General features: G+C 41.9%; 13 protein-coding genes. 5 read left to right on the forward strand and 8 right to left on the reverse strand.

The annotated features are described in order from the left end of the window. Positions 1-187: 187 nt before the first annotated feature. The 4 genes from J4N43_RS04570 (at position 188) to J4N43_RS04585 (ending at position 10,847) form a co-directional block, all read left to right on the forward strand. Positions 188-2,362 carry an AAA family ATPase gene (locus J4N43_RS04570; RefSeq protein WP_029865560.1) on the forward strand — a complete coding sequence of 725 codons (2,175 nt, stop codon included), beginning with the start codon at positions 188-190 and terminating at the stop codon, positions 2,360-2,362. 461 nt (positions 2,363-2,823) lie between these two features. Further along, entirely contained in the window at positions 2,824-4,860 is a 2,037-nt protein-coding gene (locus tag J4N43_RS04575) for an nSTAND3 domain-containing NTPase (protein WP_242013654.1), read from the forward strand. A 709-nt stretch (positions 4,861-5,569) separates the two neighbouring features. Next, positions 5,570-9,895: an NACHT domain-containing protein gene (locus J4N43_RS04580; protein WP_031812066.1), complete on the forward strand. Its 4,326-nt coding sequence runs from the start codon at positions 5,570-5,572 to the stop codon at positions 9,893-9,895. A 706-nt stretch (positions 9,896-10,601) separates the two neighbouring features. Then, positions 10,602-10,847, forward strand: coding sequence for a DUF1040 family protein (locus J4N43_RS04585; protein WP_025767079.1), 246 nt, complete (start codon positions 10,602-10,604; stop codon positions 10,845-10,847). 62 nt (positions 10,848-10,909) lie between these two features. On the opposite strand, the gene J4N43_RS04590 is transcribed toward J4N43_RS04585, so the two are convergent. Both J4N43_RS04590 and J4N43_RS04595 read right to left on the reverse strand, forming a co-directional pair. Next, a complete protein-coding gene (locus J4N43_RS04590; RefSeq protein WP_153904563.1) occupies positions 10,910-11,086 on the reverse strand; it encodes a hypothetical protein in 177 nt (58 codons plus the stop codon). A gap of 350 nt (positions 11,087-11,436) precedes the next feature. Further along, positions 11,437-12,987, reverse strand: coding sequence for a hypothetical protein (locus tag J4N43_RS04595; RefSeq protein ID WP_050450713.1), 1,551 nt, complete (start codon positions 12,985-12,987; stop codon positions 11,437-11,439). 744 nt (positions 12,988-13,731) lie between these two features. On the opposite strand from J4N43_RS04595, the gene J4N43_RS04600 reads away from it, so the two are divergent. Next, complete coding sequence (locus tag J4N43_RS04600) at positions 13,732-15,411, forward strand: mechanosensitive ion channel family protein (protein WP_005380681.1); 1,680 nt, start codon at positions 13,732-13,734, stop codon at positions 15,409-15,411. 69 nt (positions 15,412-15,480) lie between these two features. Here J4N43_RS04600 and J4N43_RS04605 read toward each other — a convergent pair whose 3' ends face one another. The 6 genes from J4N43_RS04605 to J4N43_RS04630 all read right to left on the reverse strand — a co-directional run bounded on the left by J4N43_RS04605 (position 15,481) and on the right by J4N43_RS04630 (position 20,290). Further along, positions 15,481-15,765 (reverse strand): putative quinol monooxygenase, encoded by a 285-nt coding sequence (locus J4N43_RS04605; protein WP_005384942.1) that lies wholly within the window; start codon positions 15,763-15,765, stop codon positions 15,481-15,483. Positions 15,766-15,782: 17 nt separating this feature from the next. Further along, entirely contained in the window at positions 15,783-16,178 is a 396-nt protein-coding gene (locus J4N43_RS04610) for a VOC family protein (protein ID WP_005380685.1), read from the reverse strand. Positions 16,179-16,318: 140 nt separating this feature from the next. Beyond that, complete coding sequence (locus J4N43_RS04615; protein ID WP_005384938.1) at positions 16,319-16,618, reverse strand: ribbon-helix-helix domain-containing protein; 300 nt, start codon at positions 16,616-16,618, stop codon at positions 16,319-16,321. A 137-nt stretch (positions 16,619-16,755) separates the two neighbouring features. Beyond that, positions 16,756-18,333 carry an alkaline phosphatase gene (locus J4N43_RS04620; RefSeq protein ID WP_158159737.1) on the reverse strand — a complete coding sequence of 526 codons (1,578 nt, stop codon included), beginning with the start codon at positions 18,331-18,333 and terminating at the stop codon, positions 16,756-16,758. Positions 18,334-18,731: 398 nt separating this feature from the next. Next, complete coding sequence (locus tag J4N43_RS04625) at positions 18,732-19,091, reverse strand: hypothetical protein (protein ID WP_053349598.1); 360 nt, start codon at positions 19,089-19,091, stop codon at positions 18,732-18,734. A gap of 251 nt (positions 19,092-19,342) precedes the next feature. Next, a complete protein-coding gene (locus tag J4N43_RS04630; protein WP_053349599.1) occupies positions 19,343-20,290 on the reverse strand; it encodes a ChaN family lipoprotein in 948 nt (315 codons plus the stop codon). Positions 20,291-20,324: the final 34 nt, after the last annotated feature.

The following is a 20,324-nucleotide window of genomic DNA, read 5'->3' on the forward strand; positions in this document are numbered from 1 at the left end:
CTAAGGTAATATACTTGCATTTCAGCCAGCCCTAACCTCTTGCCTTTATCCTCGAACTCCCACCACTCGCATCTTCTTGCGACCTACATCACGTCCTGACTTATGCATTCAATGTTATATTTTTGCCAATGGAATTAGACATCTAATGGCCTGTTTTGTGCCAAAAAGGAGTTATCAGGGAAGAACTATGAAACTAAAACTAGATCTAATCAACTGTTATGGTATCAACCAGTTGTCGAAAGAGTTTGATTTTACAAAGTCGGATAGCAATGATGGATTAAACTCACTGTACGCTCCCAATGGAACACTCAAGACCTCGCTAGCCAAAACGTTTAAAGACATCGAGAATGAAAAAGAGACCAAGGATTTAATATTTCCAGAGCGAACCACTACAAGAGATATACAGATCGATGATGTGGGTATTGAAGCTGAGCAAGTTATGGTTATTGAGTCCTACAATGAAAGTTACAGCTCTCAGCAGTTATCGACTTTACTGGTTGATGAGAACTTAAAGCAACAGTATGACCTGGCATTAAAAGAAGTTGATGATAAACGGAGTGCGTTAATCAAAGCCTTGGTAAAATTTTCTGGCAAGCAGGCTAAGGCTATCCCAGAGCTTATTTGTGAAGCTTTCAGTAGACCAGAAAAACACCTACTAGAGTTGCTCACCGAGTTGTGCCAACAAGAACATCCGGATTATAGCCATTATAAAGCGTTTAAGTATGGTAGCTTATTTAACCCGAAAGTGATTGAACTAATCTCGTCAGGTGATTTCAATCAAGAGCTCGCAGAATACGTTGATACTTATGACAAGCTCATTCAAGAATCTACCGTTTTATCGAAAACCTTTAATCACCAGAAAGCAGGTAATGTATCAAAAAACCTGAGTGACTCGGGTTTCTTTACAGCTTCGCACAGCGTGAACTTGTCTATTAAAGGTGAAAAGCAGGAAGTTACGTCAAAGGATCAATTAAACCAACTACTTTTAGATGAGCAGGATAAAGTTCTGAAAAGCCCTGAACTAAAAGAAAAATTTAGTAAAGTAGACGGAAAGCTGAAAAATAAAGATACTCAAGATTTTCGTGATTTCATCGCAGAACACCAAGAGTTGTTGCCAGAATATCAAAATCTGTCTTTACTTAAGCAGAAAGTGATTTTGGGCTACTTACAGTCACAACAAACCCTTTGGGAAGATTTGGTTGGTACCTACAAGCAAAATCAAGAGTTGGTTGGAAACATTATTCATCAGGCTCAACAGCAAAAAACAACGTGGGAAACTGTTGTAGATACCTTTAACAAGCGTTTCAGTGTGCCATTTAAGTTAAGCGTCGATAATCAGGACGAAGTGATCCTCAATAATGTAGCTCCTACGATCAAGTTTGAGTTTGACGATGGTCGTGGAGACACTGAACAAGTGAACCAAGAAAGCCTGATCGCAGCGTTAAGCCAAGGCGAAAAGCGGGCACTCTACATTCTTAATGTACTGTTTGAAATTGAAGTACGGAAGCAGAATACTCGGCCTACACTCGTCATTATCGACGATATAGCTGACTCGTTCGACTACAAAAATAAGTATGCCATTGTTGAGTACCTGCGCGACATTGCCAAGAATGCCCACTTCCACTTGCTGTTGCTTACTCACAACTTTGACTTTCACCGAATCATCAGTAGTCGTTTAGGTGTAAAACGTCAGAATCGACTAATGGCGATAAAGTCACCAAACAGCATAAGTATCAAGCAAGAGATGTATCAAAATGATGTATTTAAAGCTTGGAAACAAAGGTTACATAACAACGAAAGTTACATGCTAGCAAGTATTCCATTTGCCAGGAACATTGCCGAGTATTGCGGTCACGAAGAGCACTTTCTTAAGCTTACTTCATTACTACATTCAAAACCTGATAGCAGAGACATCAAAGTAAGCGATGTGCAAGCGATCTTCCGAGAGGTGTTTATTGATCAGTCTGAATTAACGCTGCCAGATGGAGATGAACTTGTCATCAACAAAATTGTTCAGCAAAGTGATACGCTAGTAACTGCTGACAATGAGTCCCCCGAGCTTGAATGTAAAGTTATTTTGGCAATGGCTATTAGGCTTAAAGCTGAAGAGTTTATGATTGCCCAAATTGCTGATCAAGCCTTTGTTAATTCTATCTCTTCAAACCAAACCCGCGAACTCTTTGATAAGTATGCTGACTTGTTCCCAGATGAAGGTGAGACCATAAATTTGTTGGATCAAGTTAACTTAATGACACCAGAAAATATTCACCTGAACTCGTTTATGTATGAACCAATTTTAGATATGTCAGCTCATCGTTTATACATGTTGTATTCAGGTATTTCAGAGTTATTGGAATCATAATATTGGTGTATAGAAGCTCTGTTTTTTCGAATTTAGTCAATTTAGGCAGCAAGAAAAGAAGATGTTATTCATACAACGGTTCAAGAGGGGCTTACAGCGCGAGACATTTTTTAGTTTACAGTGGGTAAAGTGTTTATAGCTTTGTGCGCCTCACAACTGGACGTTAATCCCCAACAAGGGGACAAGGGATTGCTGAGCCCTTTAGTTTCTTAGCCTTGATTTGGATTAATATGTACGACTTACACCTTCTTGGATGGAATAGTTTCCAACAGCTTTGCCTTACAATCACTCGAGAAGTGCTTGGGCAAACGGTACAGTCCTTTCTAGACTCAAACGATGCTGGGCGGGATGGTGCTTTTGCTGGTAGTTGGACACCCTCCTCAGGAGAGCATCTTAGTGGAAAATTTGTGATTCAGTGCAAGTTTACAAATAGACCCTCTTTTTATCTCACGAAGTCCAGCATGTCGGATGAAATACCTAAAGTTCGCAAGCTAGTCGCTGATGATTTTTGCGATGTTTATATTTTGATGACTAACGCAGGGGTGTCTGCCAATCAAGAATCGTTAATAAAATCAGAGCTGCTTGATGCCGGGGTAAAGCACATTCTGATTTTTGGTTCTACATGGATCGAGGATCAAATCAAAGAAAACACACGGCTTCGGATGCTCGTCCCTCGCATATATGGTTTGGGAGATCTCAGTCAAATTCTGGATGAACGAGCTTACGCTCAAGCTCGTTCAGTTCTGGAATCGTTACGAGAAGATTTGGCTAAGGTTGTCGTTACGGGTTCATACCGAAAAGCAGTTGATGCTCTTGATGAGCATGGATTTGTATTACTCATAGGTGAACCAGCTGCGGGTAAAACGACTATTGCATCGATGTTAGCAATGGCGGCCGCAGATAAATGGGGCTCATCCGTTCTCAAACTAGACGATCCAGGAAAGGTCGTTGAGCATTGGAATGTAGAAGAGCCCACTCAATTCTTTTGGATTGATGATGCTTTTGGTGTTACTCAGTATGAGTCGTCTTTGGTCCACGGATGGAATCATTCCCTTGCGCAGATTAAGGCAATGTTACGCCAAGGAGTCAAGGTCGTTATGACTTCAAGGGATTATATCTACAATCGTGCTCGCCAAGACCTAAAGGAAAGTACTTTTCCACTAATCAGTGAGAGTCAAGTTGTAATCGATGTTCATGAACTATCAGATCTTGAAAGGCAGCAGATCCTTTACAACCATTTGAAGCTCGGAAAACAACCCGCTGCCTTTCGCAATTCAATAAAGCCGTATCTTGAGTACATTGCAGCGCATTCACGCTTCATTCCAGAAACAGCACGCCGAATCGCTGAGCCTTTATTTACTAAGGACCTCTATATGAGTGAATATCACTTGGGGGAATTTGTAGATAAGCGCGAGCAGCTTCTTCTTGAAGTGCTCCAAGGGCTGGATGTTAATGACAAGGCCGCACTCGGCTTAATCTATATGAGAAAAGGCCATCTAGAAAGCCCTATCATGCTACAGAAATTTGAGACTTTGGCATTGGAGCGCCTCGGCAGTACATTAGGGGAATGTATCAAGGCATTGACTGCACTAAATGGTAGTCTTGTAACGCAAGTGCAGACTGATGACCAACCAGAATGGCGCTTCAAGCATCCGACGATTGGAGATGCTTACGCGATAACGCTATCTTTCAGCGCTGACTTGCTCGGAATTTTCTTAAGTGGAAGCTCAACTGAAAACCTACTATCACAGGTCACATGTGGCAATGTCGGTATTGAAAAGGCAGTAATTGTTCCCAAGTCATTGTTCACAATGATGATAGATAGGTTAAATGAGTTCACCAAAAGTGCCAAATACAAGGTGCAATGGCTATCGTCGTGGGGTGCTAGGTGGGCGCTCTACCGCTTCCTTGCTAATCGCTGCTCGAAAGAATTCTTGGAGATGCATATAGCGCAAGCTCCAGATATCCTAGAGCATATATCTGAACCAGGATTAAGTCTCAGTGTGGTCCCCGAAGTTGACCTTGTTATACGCCTGCATGAGTTTGATCTTCTGCCCGAAGGTAATCGGAAGAAATTTGTCGAGACGGTCAGTAATTATGCCATCGAGGGTGAAGACTTATACGCTTTGGACAACTCTGGTTTAAGAAGCGTTTTTACTGAGAGTGAATTCGATGAACTTATGGAGACCGTTCGCTGCAACTTGTTACCCAATTTGACGAGTGTGCGGATGAATGTTCAGAACAATTATGATTCTTCTGAGGAACCGGACGAGCACATGCAAACTATGCTCGAGACGCTTGACATACTGAAGAATAAATTTAGCGAAAATGAAGATATAGTCAAAGTCATTGAGCGCGAGTTAGAGCTCGTTAATGAGTGGATTGCCGAGTCTGAACCTCCTGAACCGAAAGTAAGCCCTCGATCCTTTGGTACGGTGACCCCTCCTGAGGAAAAATACGGCACAAGAAGCATCTTTGATGATATTGACGATGACTAACAACGAAGCTAATTAGGCTACCAGAGATAGCCTAATTAGTTTACTAGAGTTGCGTATAAAAATGAATCTAAGAAGTCGTAGGGAGAAAGTTTCCGTAGTCCAGTAATTTTGTCCTTGCTATGAGTGTTATCCATATTTTTATTAATCCGAGCTTAGCAAGTTAGATCAAAAGCACTAACAAGCTTCTGTCCATCTTCGAGCCAGCTAGATCTGTGCTGGCTCATTTATGCCCCAAGACGTGTTTAGAGCGCATGAAACCAACATGAGATTTATTTGTGCAGCAAGCTGCTGCACAATTAGGAAATCGCTTGCTTCATCGAATGTCCAACAGGCTGTTGGACAAACTCCAACCCCAATTTTGCAACAGCCTGCTGCAAAAATCACTATGAAGCACTTCTGCCCCAAAATGATTTTGCGTAACAGTTTTATTAACTGTCGCTTTCAAAATTTGGATTACTTTAGTTTATGCTGAGAACCAAATGCAACTTTGAGCGTAATCGCTATAGGTAACAGGGCTGTGGATTCTATACATCAAGTTAGTGTTATCCTTCGCGCAAAGAATATTTGGTGAGATAGGTGTGGTTATTTTCGACTCTCATAGCGATTCATATCATGACCTTATCAAAATCAGCGATGTTGAACTAGACAATCTTGGGTGATGCGAGGATATTATTCGGTAACCCCTTTCATTTCAGGAACATCGAAGAGTATGACTGATACACATGTGGCTACTACACGCCGATTTTCCCCTCCTTCCGAAAAACACCTTGCGGATTCCGACTTTCTATCTTTTTGGGGAGAGCGTGAAACAGGAATACGGTGGGAAGATATCGATAGCAGTCAATGCGTCGTTGTATTGGGTGAGGGAAAGTGCGGTAAAACACATGAGTTTAAGCGACAACACCAGTTATTAAAGGCTAATAATCAGTTTTCATTCTTTGTGCCTTTAGAGTTGCTTCAGGATCATGATCTTCTTGACGTAATAACCGTTGAGGAAGAGCAGGATTTTGAACGTTGGCAAGATGCTTCCATGGATAATGCGGTCTTCTTTTTGGATGCTGTAGACGAACTTAAATTACGCCAAGGTACACTTCGTAAAGCTTTTAGGAAAATTAAACAAACCATAGGGAGTGCTCTTTCTCGTTCTAGGTTTTATATATCCTGTCGACCAAATGACTGGAATGAGGAGCTAGATTATGGAGCGCTTTCTTCATTAGTGGTTCAAGAGAGTCATCACGAGAATGAGACAGAAATTCTAGATGGTGAGAAGGTATTCACCACCATTATTTCTCGCAAAAGATCCAATGAGCGCAAGCAGACACATGATGATAAGTTGTCAAATGAACCTATCCAAGTGCTAACGCTGCTTCCCTTCACCAAACATGAAACTTTGGAGTTTGCTAGGTCGTATGCACCCAATCAAGCAGAAGCGTTCGAACATTATTTGGAAGAAAAGGAACTGTGGCACCTTTATCGTTTACCTTACGAAATTATTTCGGCTCTGAATCAGCTTATTGCTGAAGGGAAGTTAGGGAACCTTGAAGAGCAACTTCAATTTGGAATTAAGCAGAAAGTTCGAGAAGCCTCCGATAAAAAAAGAAACTCGTTGACTGAAGAAAAAGCGATCGAAGGCTCGGAGCGTCTAGCCTTGGCTCTTTTCATGATGAATCGGAGATCCATTCATTCAGAATTCTCCGCTAGTAAAATTGATGTTATTAATATTGGTGAGATACTCACCGATTGGACTTATGAAGAACGATTAGAGCTACTTGGAAAGCCTCTTTTCGATCCGACGGGTGTAAATGCGTTTCGATTCCATCATAGAGCTACTCAGGAATACTTAGCTGCCCAGCGCTTGAAGAAACTGAGAGAGCAAGGACTCAAGACAAGAGAATTATTTGGACTGCTATTTTCAGATATAAAAGATGAGAAAGTTCTCATACCCAGTATGGAGCCTATTACGGCTTGGATGGCTCTGTGGTATCCCGACATTTATTCTGAAGTTAAAGTTCGAGCACCATCGTTAATGTTCCGTCAGGGTATCCCTGCATTGTTGCCGATTGAGTATCGCGAAGAGCTTGTTTGTAAATATGTTGAAAAATTCGCGAACAGTAGTACGTGGTGTGGCGCAGGTGTTGGTCATCCCGAACTAAAGCGTGTATCAACGCCTGAATTAGCCCCTGTTGTACGCGAACTATGGCAACAAGCTTATTTTGGATACGATACACGAGAGCTTCTTTTAGAGCTTATCTACTTGACGCCGATGCATGATTGTACTGATTTGGCATTGGAAGCTGTATTTGATGACGAATTGCCTTATCAACATAGATCATATGCGGCATGGAGTGTGCTTGAATTCGGAAGCATAGAACAGAAGCAAAAAATTGGAGAGGCAGTGATTCTGGGTGGGTGGCCCGAACGGTTGGTTCGCAACATCATATCTCACCTTATTCCAGAAGCTATTACGGAAGTCGATTTCTTAACTCTTGCCCAGACCCTAAAAGAAGTCCCCAACAATGTACATGGGTTAGGCTATGAGCTTTTTGAGGCCGTGAAATCAGGGTTACTAACAGTTGAGCAACGAATCAAGCTTAGGGATAGTTTTGCTCAATCCATATGGAGTAACCGTGAAGAAGACTGCCGAGTCTATCAAGCACACTCAAAGTACGATCACTTTGCTGACGCCGTAATTTATTCTTGTTTTGCAACAGTACCTTCAGATCCAGAGGATTATCAACAATGGGCATGGTGTCTCGCTATTGCTTTTCATTTTGGAGAGCGTCGAACCAGCATTATCGCAAGCTCTGAAACCAAGAATTTGCAGCATTTGTTGTCTAAAGAGACTGTACTAAGAGAGTCTTACTACTGGGCTTGTTTGAGTATTGTCGAAGAATTGGAAGATAACAAAAACTTCATTCACAGTGATTACTTAATTGATTACGACAACGTGCTATCTCCTTTTAGTAACAGTGATTTAGATTGGTTAATGAGTGCCTTTGTTAGCAATGGTTCTAAAAATAAAAAAGATGCAGCTTTTCAGAAGCTTATCCAGTTTGTAAAAGGTGGAGAAAATCCGAAATTGACGGAGGCTATGCTAGAGCAGGTATCTGATAATGATGAATACCTCAACGTACTTGACAGAGTGCTTAATCCGCCCCCAATGCAGCCAAGTGAATATGAAATTGAGAATCAAAAGCGGAAGTTAAAATATGAAGAGGATGAAGCTAAAAGAATTAATGATTGGCAGTCATGGAGAGAAGAAGTTTTAAGTAGTGAGAGCTTTCATTTAAATGATGATGATCTTGAAAATACTCTCTACAACCTGTTTAAGATGTTGCGGCAAGCAGAGGAAATTAGAACGTGGGGGGCATGGGATTCTAGCCTTGTTGAGAAAGTATTCTCAACTGACTTTCTTGAGGCTTTGCGACCAAAATTGTCAGCTTTTTGGCGAAAAGCTGACGTTCCCTTATATACCGAACGAAGCGAGGAATCTAAGAACACTTTTTCTTATGATAGTTTGATGGCTCTTGCTGCCGTTAAATGTTGCTCAGAAAAGCCAAATTGGGCAGAGAGCTTATCTCACAACGAGGCGGTAAAAGCGGTCAAAATCGCTACAATTGAGCTAAATGGTTTTGCTGATTTTCTATTTAAATTAGAAATAGTTCACACTGCTGCTGTTGAAGAAGTCTTTATTTATGAAACACAAGCTCAAATTGACAGCTTCAGAGAGTCAGGAAAGTGTCCCATCTTTCATGATGCTCTTTATTTTGGTTCTCTACTTATTAAGAACAGTACCATAAATGCCATCATGAACAAGCTTGATGCAATTGGTAGAGTCATGGAGAAAGGCCCCCATAGCGACTTGAAGTATGCCTTTGAACTCGTTGCTGCACATGGTTCAGAAGAATCTAAAGTGGCTCTTGTGAGTTTGATAGATAATCATTTCGATACCGCCCTAATCACAACTGATGAGAGAAATTCATGGGTAGCCCTCTTAGCCCCCCTTGACTTGAATAAGGCTTGCGAAAGGGTCATGCAGTTCACAAGTGATATCTCTAGTGTAGAGAAAAGTAAAAGTGCTGTTGCGTTATTTTCGGCGGTATTTGGTGATCGCCATCGAAGTAAACAACCAACATTTGAAGACATTGAGCCTATTGGTAGGCTGGCGATTTTGCGAGACTTAGTGATTCGCTCCTACCAAGTTGTGAAACCAAGCGAAGATAATGTTCGTGAAGGAGGGACATATACGCCCAATGCACGAGATTATGCTGAACAAGCACGTAGCTATTTACTCGAAAGTCTCTCAAGAACTCATGTGGTTGGCGCAATATCAGTCCTGTATGAGTTATCCTCTCTTAATGAATTCAGCCATCTGTCGAGCCGATTGAAACAAATGGCTGTAGAACTTGCTGCTAGAATTTCAGAACCTCACGCCATGAGTGTAGCTGCTTTCAATAAGTTCGATAAAGAATTGAGCTACTTCCCCTATGATGACGCTTCATTATTTGCAGTATTAAATAATCGCTTAGATGATTTTGAACACCACCTACTCAATGATGAGCAGAGTATTGTTGACACTCTTAGAAAGGTGAATGGAGAGACAGAGCTTCGCCGCTTTATTTCGTATTGGCTGAATCAGAATAGTAAAGGTGCCTATACTGCAACACAGGAAGCGGTTGTAGCCTCTGAAAAGAGAACTGATATTAGGCTACATCCTAGCGGCATCGATAAGTATGCCTCACTTGAGCTAAAGCTCGATGACAATCGACATAAATGGAGCGGCTCAGATTTAAAAGTCGCACTAGTAGATCAGTTAGTTGGTCGCTATCTGAATCATGAACGATGTTATGTTGGCTGCCTTCTTATTGCCATGAGAGAGGCTCGCCAATGGGAAAATCCAGAGACAAAAGAACGGATGAACCTTGATGAAACTGTGGCTTGGCTACAAAGCGTCGCAAACAAGATAATGGACGATCGTCCTGAACTATACATTTCTGTTAAAGGAATAGATTATTCAAAGATTGCTAATGAGTAATGTGATTGGCGCTCCTTGAATAGCCATCGGTTTGCTAGACACTTTGTAACTAGGCTATTGAATACGTGACATAGCAATTTGCCATACTTGAATTAATTCATACGTTGCTAAGTTAGCAAAGTCATTGACTTGTTTTTGTCCAAGAGTGTGCTGTGCATTAATGGCAAACCTTTCTTGATTCCTTCTCCGAGCTAAAAAGCTCATCACGCAGGTTGCGTGACGCAACTTGCGCGATGAGTTTGCTCTTATTTGTGGAAAAGACCAAGTAATAACTAAGTAAAGATATCGTTCCAATCAATCAGGTTTATATTGTCTTTTTATCTATGGGGCACGTCCTCTAGACTAAAGCGCCTTCAACGCTTTAGGTGCTAACAGGTTCCTGCACAAACAAAATAGATACAAATTGGTTGAAGGGAGATTGCATCCTGCATTTTCTACATGCGATACCAAAATTTATGCATATTTTTGGTATATATACTAAATTCAACGTTACTTTTGGTATTTGAGCTCAAATACACGACCAGAAAAGTGTGAAATACCAAAACTAGAGTTAAATTTTGGTATTGGTTTTAAACAGTAATACTTTGGGGAACACCTCAATTAAGATGTATGTCCGCTAGACGTGTTGCCCCTTGGCGCTGATAATTAACATCATAAAAATTAATTCAAATATGTATTTTGACGTTAGACCACAAGGAGCACATCAATGCGCGACCCTAAAAGAATAGAAACTACGCTTTCACTTTTGAAGGAACTTTGGAGCAACAATACTGACCTTCGGTTCAATCAGTTGATATATAACCTTCAACGAGAGTTTTCACTCGAGAACGATGGTAAAGGGCAAATCACGGAAATCTCGCAAGAGGGTATTCAGCATGTTGGTTATGATCTGTTTTACATAGAAGATGACATTTTCATTCAATTTCTAGAGAGGAAGCTAACGCAACAATAGCGCTAGTTTTTGGCTAGATAACAAAACACCTTTGAAGGCTGTGAAAGAATTACTAGTGATTGCTATTCAGCGTGAACTGCCTTAGTAAATGCAACGCACATCTGTTGTATAACATTACGGCGGACTTTCTTGATCTTGGGGGCACGATGCTCACTGACAATAACTCGACTCATCAAGCGAGTAACTGCTTCACGACGCTGTTGATCGGAAAGGTGAATTTTTTTAGTTTCTTGTTTCATGTCATATATCTTAGATGGCGAGCCGCGGATTTCATCCGATGACGATGATAAGTAAATATAGCTTTGACATTGTTACGTGTCTACACTCATCTAAACAGGTTCAATAGGAAGCGTCTCCATTAGTTTAAAGTCCGTGATATACCATTTTTTGTCAAAGCTCATCTACATCACTTAAGTTTAGGTTCGGCAATTGGATTTTTTGCTAATTCAGCGTGAAAGTTATTGATGCAGTAGTACATGCATCGTCTTTCGTAAATCTTCTTTGCCCCATTACGTTTTACACTCGATCATATGAACAGGTGCTTAGGGGTAATATGAGTTAGATTTTCTAATCTAGCTATACTCTGGCATCAATCACATTGATGCACAGATTTTATGTATTGGCTGCTATCACTCACCTGTAACTCTAACTCCACTTCAGTGTTTTCGAGTAACTCATCATCAGTGGCTACAGCAACGTTGTTAAATTGATGGCGAATAAAATACTCTGGGATATCTTGATTGAATAATTGCTTTAAACTTCCCGGCGTGTACATACGGATGCATGTATCAGTAGCACCTATAGGGCTCTCATCAACACAAAAACCTTCATTAAGTACCACTTTGAACTTTGGGTTGGACTTAATCTGATCACCATTAGTTATAACTGGGCTACCAATTAAATCACTGATTTCGTCTAATGCTTTTAGTTCTTCTTCCGGAACATCGAAATACTGATAGGTAAGATCTGAGTTCAGAAAATTGTTAACAATACGAGCTTTATGTACGTACTTCAGCAAAGATATAACTTGCCAAATAAATGCCTTGCCCTCATCCAATTCATTAATACGTGCAACGACAATCTCACCAAGCTCAGGGTGATCGTGCACAACTCTCAATTCCCCTGACTTGCTCAATATATCTACAGCCTTAATCAGCTTAGGGAAAAATGGAAGCTTATCTAGCTTCTTACCTAACCACGAACTAGTTCGGATAGTAAATGTTGATTGATGTATATCTGACATCTCGGTCGAAAATGACAGAAATTTATTTAGCACTAAACCCTCGATTATAGTTTTCTTGGTGCCTCCATACATATCCGCCTTACAACTTGCCAAGAATAAAGTTTCATCACTATTCGTTGCGTATAATTCACATTGGATTTTTTGTTTTACAGAGCCTGCGTGCAACACTCCCCCCGGTGTTGCAAAAATCTGCTCAAAGAGCGGAGAACCATTTATATTTATTTTGCTAGTATCGATAGAGAACTCTCTGCCTTCCTCTTCAAGCTTTAAAAGAGACTCGTACAATGTATCATCATTTTTGTCAGTAGCAGTTACTTTAAATTCGACACCTGTAGACTTTGGCTCAATCAGAGAACTAACCTTACCGTCTATAATGTTAGTAGTAACATTAAAGCGTGGATCCAAATTAGATAACTCGTTTTCGCTGATCTTTATAGCTTCAAACGCTAAATCTGATGATGACGAAACGCTCCGGCCAGTGATGTACTCTACTGTGCCTTTTACGACCTCTTGTCTGACAGTGTTTTCGTCATATAGCTTCTTGCCAATATTAGAGTTTGAGAACTCTTCAGCTCTAACCTTCCACGACCTAAGCTCCGATACTGAATATTTAACAACATCTACGTCTATGATTCGAGAACAGCTCTGACAAAGCCAGATTCCATTGTCATAATCTTTACGTTGTTGTTTTGTCAAATCAGCGTCATATCTCGGTCCACCAATAGCGGCAGCCGTAATATGAGCGGCAACACCGATTCCAGCAGAGCCAAGAGCTCCAGTTTTCGCGCCTCTTGTTAGTACTCTGCACTCAGGGTTGGAACACAGATGGCCAACCCTCTCTGCCAATACTTTCTTTGTAGGCTGTGAAAAATCATCTCTTGGTTTCAGTTCACCCATATACTTCAATCAGACTGTATCAATACTTAACCTAAATCATACAGCATTGCGCATATCAACAGCTATTTTTTACTTCTAGAGTCCTACCCACTCTAACTTCCAATTGCCTTACGTATTCTTGATGCTGACCCGCTAGGTACATACATTTTGAGTGCTTCATGATTTGTACTGGCCAACCAAGTTTTGCCGCGTAGTTGGAGCGGTTCACCATACATGAGCTAATCCGCGCTTCACCAATTTTGCATGATCCCTGAAACACTTCTGTCCAAAAATTTGTTATGTGGGGTTATGGCTGTATGATACAAAGGAGTAGCTATTAGGCTGAGTACTTTCTCGTATAGTAGAGCGCTGACTAGCAATAAAATTTCGAGACTTGCTTAGATCGGGTTGACGGGATAGTTGAGAATTTTTGGGTGATTTTCTCAGGTTTTGGTTAGAGAAAGACCTTCTTGTAGAGAAAGTTGTGAATCCATTGGTATTACTGGCCTCTCTCATGATTCATAAAAACAAAAATTAATTCTTGCGATTTTTAAATCATCCCAACCGTCCTTAGTCGAATACAAACAAGCCTTTCATTGATTAAATGAAAGGCTTGTTTGCTATTGGGGCTCCCAACTTTGACGTCTCGCTAACGAAATGCTGCTCAGTTTATTATTTAGTGTTGTAAACTTAGGAGTATGATTTCAACGCTTTACACTTCTATTCCTGATTGTTTTGATCAGGATTGTTCCCTATGAGGTAAACATGACGTTTCATTTCCCCCAGAAACTGCGCCTGACATCTTGGGTGACATTATTCGCACTTGCCGTCATTATGTTCTCCCCAATGGCTGTTCATGCGACTGCTACTGACGATATCCAAGAGCCTTCTGCTGCCGAAATCTCGATTGACAACTTGAACCGAGAGATTGTGGATTTATCCCAAAGCCTCTCGCAAGCGAGTGGCGACGAGCGTGATGCCCTTCAACTGCAACTATTCCAAAAGAATGAAGAATTAAGAAGCCAGTTAGCGTCAGCGATTGAACGTGAAACTATCTCTCGCGACAAGCTGATCTTGCTAGTTAAAAAACAAGAACAATACTCTGAGGATGCGACGAACTATCTATCGGAAAAAATAAAGAAAGTCGTCGAGGATTTAAATAAGGCTAAGGATGAAGAGAAGCTTGCTCTTGTTAATGATTATCGAGAGCTACAGCGTTATCTTGATGTTAGCTTCGATTCGAGCTGGCAAAATCTCGCTTGGTTGAAGGAGCTAGGGGCCCAAAACGAGCGCGCAGAAGCGGAATTAAAAGATAAAATTGATAAACGTATGCGCTTACTGTCTGCTTCAATTGAGTACTTGAGTCAGCAAAGTGAGATCATTGGCTCCCAACTTTCGTCTAGCCCAGAGTCGGAAAAAGCGTCGTTGCAACTTAGTCAGCTCATTACTAAACAAAGGCTAAATATTGCGACAGAAAGCTTACGCAACCTGATTTCAATTGGTGATAAAGTCGGTTTAGAAACGTCTGAATACAAACGCCAAATTTTTGAAGTGACGGGTAATATCACCCATGATTTACTGAATACCAAAGTTGTGTGGTCAATACTGAGTCACTGGTCCAACTCGGCACTGGATTGGTTTGCCGAGAATGCACCGCAGCATATCTTCCAGTTGTTTGTTTTTGCGCTGATTTTATTGATCGCTCGTGGACTGGCTAAGTTAACGCGCAAAGTGGTCCGTAAGGCAGTTGCATCGAAAAACTTAAAACTTTCCCACTTGATGCAAGACTTCTTTATCTCGATGTCCGGCAAATTCGTGTGGGTGATCGGTATCATGGTAGGCTTATCTCAGCTTGGCTTGAACCTAGCGCCAATCCTAACCGGTTTCGGTATTGCTGGTGTGATTATTGGTTTCGCGTTGCAAGACACGTTATCCAACTTCGCGGCGGGTATGATGCTGCTTATTTATCGCCCATTTGATGTTGGTGATTTTGTGTATGCTGGCGGTGTAGATGGCAAGGTAAGCCATATGAGTTTGGTGAACACCACAATCCGTACGTTTGATAACCAAATTATTATTGTGCCTAACAGCAAAATCTGGGGAGATGTTATTAAGAACGTCACGCATGAACGCATTCGCCGCGTGGATATGGTGTTTGGCATTGGCTATGCGGATGACCTCTTAAAAGCGGAGTCAGTATTGTCTGATATCATTACCTCTCACCCTTCGGTACTTCGCACTCCAGAGCCAATGATCAAAGTTCATACATTAAATACGTCTTCTGTAGATTTTATTGTGCGTCCTTGGGTAAAAACGGATGATTACTGGGATGTATACTGGGATGTGACAAAAGAGGTGAAACTACGCTTCGACCGAGAAGGTATTTCGATTCCTTTCCCACAACAAGATGTGCATTTGCATATGGTGGAGAAGCAAGACGCTTAATCACAGGTCCCAACTAGTGAAAGGCACTCTAGATAGAGTGCCTTTTTTGATCTTCGGTTAGCGCTATAGTTACAGTTCGTTAAAGAACACCAGTTTAGGCTCGCATTCTAACAAGTTGTCGATCTGGCTAATCAAAAGAGCAAAGTGTTCTGTTTTACCATGAAGCTCAAATGCTTGTTGGTTTTTAAATTGCTCCTGAAAAACGAAGTGGCATGTATTGTCTTTATCTTGGAACAATTGATAACGAACGCAACCTTCTTCATTGCGAGTAGGTTCAAGCGCTCGGGTAAGTACCTCTTTCAACTCTTGTTCTTTTCCCGGTTGTGCATGAAAGGTAGCCGTCAAGTGAATCATAATGTTTACTCTTTTTGTTATAGGTAACGCCCTTGGCGTTGCAGGAACTCAATTTTGTAACCATCAGGGTCGGTTACAAAAAAGAACGTTGCTAAATGCTTTTGTTGATGGTCAAAGGCTTTGATGTCACCAGTTTCAATGCCGAGAGATTTAATGCGTTTGTGGGCTTGTTCAATGTCCTCCACGCTGACGGCAAGGTGGCCGTAACCTGAGCCGTGAGTGTAGGGCTCACTTTGGTCGTGATTGTGCGTCAGTTCCAATTCAAAGCCAGTTTCTTGGTTGGCTAGATAGGTTAGAGAAAAGCCATCAAAGATGTATTGATCAGCGACTTCTAGTTCAAGTACGTCACAGTAAAATTGTAGAGAGCGGTCCAGATCACTTACTCGGATCATGGTGTGAATCATTTTTGTCATAGGTACTCCTTGATAGTCCGCACAGGTTAGCGATTTCAAAAGGAGTCTGGGTAGTACTCTAGTACGACAAATTAGAAGATGCTCAAGGGTTTATAATACGGATGCATAGCCTAGGATGGTTATTGCTCGGTTGGTTGCTATTAACTGTTAAGTTGCGCAAGTGCTTGACGAGTGGTCTCTTGAGGTTGGCGGGCGTAAGTGAGGCAAGCGCATCGAAGTAAGGAGGCAAAGTTGTTCACTTCACCATTGTATTCGAGTGCTTCTTGATAAACAGTGCTTATGAATTTAGGAACCGTCATGTTTTGAGCACTAGCGATTTCCTCAAGAATTGTCCAAAAGCTCGCTTCAAGTTTTACACTGGTCGCGTGACCATCAATACGGATAGAGCGGGTGATGAACTGATAGTTGTCTTGGGGTTGCTTAGCAAAGATTTCGCACATTTTCTTTATTCATATAATTAAAGACCCATAATTATTGTGGTGTGCGATTTAAAACGTCAACTGTTTTCATGAATAAAAAAAACGCTCCCTTGCGAGAGCGTTGAAACATCACGAGTTGTGAAGTAAGTGCAAGTTGATTATTTAATTTGTTGCTTCAAGTACTCGCCTAGTTGCGAGTGGTGCATGATTTTTGATACCGGAAGGATAGTTTCTGCAGGTCCCCAAGCAAATACGTTGACAGGAGTATGCGTATGAGTACCCGTCCCCCATACTGTGTTTTGCTTTGTTGCATGCGCACGCGCTAGCAAGTTGCCACGGTCGTTGTAAGGAAAGAAAGCATCAAAGTCATTGATTGTCGGTACGTTCTCTTCGCTTAAGTATTTGTGTCCAGCGAGTCGGTATGGATTTGGTTTACTTGCTAATACGCGTTCTGCTTGCTCAGGCGTAATCGAAAAATCGCTATTTGCGTTCACGACTTCCGCAAACTTCTCTGGAGTTTGCTCTTTCTTATCAAGCGCTTGGAATTCACTGATCATGCCGTAGTAACTTTTCTTTTGGTTGTATAAACCATCGAGGATCTCGAACTGACCAAAGTTGAAGTTTGGCGCGTAATCCTGATTTTTGAATGCTTCGCCGTCGCGTTTTTGTGGTTTAGGCAAGTTTGCTGATGAGTAGCTAAAGCCAAAAGAGCCGGTTTCGTGGTCAGCAGTAACAATGATCAGGGTGTCATCACGGCCTTTTGCCCACTCATAAACTGAGTTTACCGCTTCATCGAATTTAAGCATTTCATGCAGCATCGTACCTGCATCGTTACTGTGGCCAGCCCAGTCAATTTGGCCGCCTTCAACCATCAAGAAAAAACCGTCTTTGTCTTTTGAAAGAATGTCGATTGCTTTGGTGGTCATTTCTTTCAGCGATGGCTGCGTGCGTTTTGGATCGTTTTTGCTTTGACTGTAGGCAATACCATCGTTCATGCCCGAGTAAGCAAAAAGTCCAAGTAATTTGTCACCTTTAGCTTGTGTGAGCATATCGCGGCTGAAAGCCAGGTTGTAACCTTGGTCTTGCGCCTCAGTAAGCAAGTTGCGCTCATCTTTACGTTTCGACTTTAGGTAGACATTACCTTCAGTGAGCTTTTCAAGTTGCTCGTATGTCTTTCCCTTGTCGTTTGTCGACTTTGGAATCCAATGACGAAGTCCACCAGACATCATCACGTCTACGCCTGTTTCGAGCATATCCGCCGCAATATTGTTTTCTAGGGAGCGATGTGGTTGATGAGCGGCAAATGCTGCTGGCGTTGCGTGGGTCATACGCGTATCAGAGACGAGCCCTGTCGCTTTACCTTTACTTTTGGCTTTTTCCAAAATAGTTTCGACATGGTTGCCTTGGCTATCAATGCCAATGACTTCAGAAGCGGTAGGGATTCCTGTCGCTAGCATCGTAGCTGAGCACGCAGAGTCGACGACAATTGCGTCTTCTGGATTGGTCAGTGATGATCCAATCACACCTTCTTGAGCGAGTTTGTATAACGCTGTGCTTTCGCCTTTGTAAACCGAGTTAGGTGCGTGTTTTGCGTAGGTCTCGAGTAAACCAACTTGTTGAGGACCCATGCCGTCGCCGATCATCAAAATGACGTTTTTGATTTCAGCTGAGAGTGCGTTGAAAGAGAGGGTAGATGCAGCCACTGCCGTAACGATTGGAGATACTAAGCGCTTCATTATATTTTCCTTGTTTATTGAAAGCGCAGGCATTAAAGCAATGATTTATGAAGGTTTTGTGTCGGTAATAAAAGTTTAACCAAATTGTCGTTTTTGTTTGGTTTTGCAGAAAAAATGAGTCGCTCTGTAACGTTCGTTAGTTTGGAAAGAAGAAAGCCCACAAACGTGGGCTTGGATTACGCTTAGGAGTTGAAAGCATGGACTAAAGTTATCCATTCAGTGCCTTCACAAGAAACCTAGTTTAGGGAGCAATAAACGAGCATGTATTATCGGGCCACAAGAGCGGTCGAATTCACTTACGTTTGCATCATATCGTTCTTTGGCTTATTAAATTATGGGCTGCAGTAAGTGTTTGGTTCAAATAGGATTTGTTGTCGTGACGATTATCAGACTGGTTATCAGACTAATGCCAGTATGATGCCACCAACGGTAAGTGCCGCAGAAAGGTATTGACCCGCAGAATATGAGCCATCCTCTTCTTTCTCGATTTTATCGGGGTGATCCATGCCAAGCGCACCATGCGTGAAAGATTCGACCTTTTCACCAACAGATTTATCTTCTGCTTCTATTTTTTTGCTGTCGTGCTCGATTTGTTGCAGAGCGGCAAGTAGCGCTTTGCCTTCGGTCGAAAGCGTCACCTTATTGTGTTCGACTTTCAGCGGCGAAGCACTAGTTTCTTCTTGTGCAATACTTGCTTGTTTAGAGGCGACAGGTTGTTTGGCATAGCTATTAACAGAAGTGCTTCCTACTGGATTCATCGAATACTCCTTGGAACATCGACACTCGGTCACTGAGTGCGGGTAAAAAGCAGTTATATTTTTATCGGCGGCAAAGTTTATTTCTGAAGCTATTTGGATAAAAACAGGTCTGCTTTTGCCGCTTCTAGTTTCTATTGGTGATCATTAGCAAAAAATAGACCAGCAGGAAGCAGACCCTTGTCACTCTATGAACTCGAAGCGGTGTGATGATGCAACGCAACGGCAAGGTAGTAACTTAAATTGAAGACCAGCTACTTACATTGAAGATCGTTATTGCGTTTAGTTAGATGTTGATATGCCGCCATGCGGTGAGCATCTTGTACATACCGTACTGGTGGTGCGAGAACCTCTAACTGATAGTCTGTATTATCAGAAAGCACGTTATCTGTTGGGCTAATTACAACCACTTTTAAGCTCGGGTTGCGGCTTAAGATTGATGCTGCCGTACCCAACCCTTGCTCGGTGTGAAACTTGCCCGCAACATGGACAATCTGAGCGCCTGGGTTGTCGTCTAGATAGCTAACGATAGATTCCGCCATAGTTTCATCCCAAGTAACTTGAGCTGCAAACTGTTTTTCCGTCTGCTCTGGCTTACCGTGATGCATGGATGCCATGAACTTTTCTTTGTACGGACTACTACCAGTGTTGATGGCTTGTGCAATGAACATCCGCTGATCATCATCGAGCTTGTTAATGTAATCTAGCCCTTGTCGACCAATGCATCGGACAATGCTCTTTGGTGCATTTGCTGCAATGACCGGGAGATTTTTCTGCTTAGCAAACTCCACGAGAGGGCGATAGTCGCTTTCATAATTGGGCCAAGCGTTGGCTTGTTTCATTAAGTACTGTTCGCCGATCTCCCCACGTAGGTAAGCGTCAACAACAGGTTGTTTGTCGCGGGTAAATTGTTCCATAGATAACGCGAGTGAGCGGTCGTAGGACGTAAGTTGTTTGAGCATATCGGTTTGAAAGCGATGAATGCCGGCGTGTGTGTGCCATTCACCAATAAGAATGACATCTGCTTGTTGCAGCTCAATTGGCAGTTTGCTTAGAGCGATGTGCTCGCCAGAAGGGGTGTATAGTTGGTAGTCGTAAAAACTAGTGACTTCCGCTGAGGTTGCGTGAGAGTTGGTGTGCGTATATGAAGAGCAACCAGTAAGTAAGCCTGCAAAGAGCAAGCTCAAAGTAGAAAAGCGCATTGAAAAGCCTCCAAAAATGTCCGGATGATATTAA

Origin of the sequence: Vibrio sp. SCSIO 43009 (assembly GCF_023716525.1) — a bacterium.
Taxonomy (GTDB): Bacteria; Pseudomonadota; Gammaproteobacteria; order Enterobacterales; family Vibrionaceae; genus Vibrio; species Vibrio alginolyticus.